Origin of the sequence: Terrimonas ginsenosidimutans, from assembly GCF_022012415.1 — a bacterium.
GTDB lineage: Bacteria > Bacteroidota > Bacteroidia > Chitinophagales > Chitinophagaceae > Terrimonas_A > Terrimonas_A ginsenosidimutans.
In genome coordinates, this window is record NZ_JAKLTR010000049.1 from 1 (window position 1) to 1,338 (window position 1,338).

The window sequence follows — 1,338 nt, forward strand, 5'->3', positions numbered from 1 at the left end:
CGGGCTTACCATGGCGGGGATCAGTTCGAAGGCGTTAGCGTTCGGAGGGCCTGAGAATAAATATAAGTTCAATGAGGGGTCTGAGCTGGCGAATAAAGAGTTCAGTGATGGAAGTGGACTTGAGTTATATGAAACGCCGTTTAGAATGTATGATCCCCAGATAGGTCGATTTTTTCAGATTGATGGCATGGCGGATGATTATGTGGACTGGACACCTTACGCATTTAGTTTGAACAATCCCATATTATTTAATGATCCTTCAGGACTGGAACCAGAAGATCCTCCGAAAGAAAAGTCAACCGCTGAAAATCCCACCGAATTGGCTCCTGTTGTAGTGAAAGGAAATTATAGGAATAAATGGAACTATACTGACTGGAGTATCTTTGTAGACAAGAACAAAAACAATGATTTCGGCAAATTACAAGAATATCTTGTCGATAAAGGCGTTGATGAAAAAGGAATAACGTTATATAACAAGGCCATCGCGGCAATTGGCTACAGAGAAAGACTGGCAGAGATTGAAGCTGGATGGCGTGAGTTTGTTAAAGATGCGTTGATAGAAGGTGCAAGTTGGGCCGCTGGCGGGTTGGTCATGAAGGTTGGAGGAAAGTTAATAGCATTCGGATATAGGGAGTATAGAATTTATCAAAAGTTCAAAGCGGCAAAGGCGGCTGCGGGGGCAAATAGAGCTTTTTGGAGTGGAGCTGGTACAGAAGCGGCCGCATTAGAAAGAGGATTTCAAACTTTAGGGCAAACAAGGGCAGGTCAAAATTTGATAAAACTAACAGCGGATATGCCATATTACCCAGGCTCACAAGCTTATAATATGTGGGCTCGACTATCAACTGCTTATGCCAAAGGAGCAAAAGGAACGGTTCATGTTTTTCAAAATGCAGAGCAAGGTGTTGGAATGCAAAGTATTTGGCGGCTATTTGAATATCCTGCATTGAAAGCAAATCCGAATGTAACTAATATTGTGTTTCATTATTAATCCGATAGGTGCTTATGCTGACAATGGAGAAGCTTAAAGAATATGCGGAATATCATGGATATTATGATGGCTTTTATTTGCAAAAGGTAAAATGGGGAAAGAACTTGATTTCTGACAGTGAATGGAATCTTGTTAAGAACTTATCCCAAGATATTTATTTGGTTCAGAAAAATTTAGCATCCAAAGAATTTGCAGATAGAGTGAATCAAAAACTAAATGAAAGTTGCGATAATCAAGATACTATTGAATATTTAAAACGGATTGCTGGTAAAGGATGGTGATGCCGTAACAACAAATGTTGGCGTCACTTGTAGGAATAAAAACTTCAGTTAGTAATGATGGTTAAA

2 protein-coding genes are annotated in these 1,338 nt (G+C 39.8%); both read left to right on the forward strand.

From position 1 onward, the window contains the following. On the forward strand, positions 1–991 hold a 991-nt coding region (locus tag LZZ85_RS28260; protein WP_237877510.1), incomplete at its 5' end, for an RHS repeat-associated core domain-containing protein. A gap of 23 nt (positions 992–1,014) precedes the next feature. Then, positions 1,015–1,272 carry a tudor domain-containing protein gene (locus LZZ85_RS28265; RefSeq protein ID WP_237877511.1) on the forward strand — a complete coding sequence of 86 codons (258 nt, stop codon included), beginning with the start codon at positions 1,015–1,017 and terminating at the stop codon, positions 1,270–1,272. Positions 1,273–1,338 lie beyond the last annotated feature (66 nt).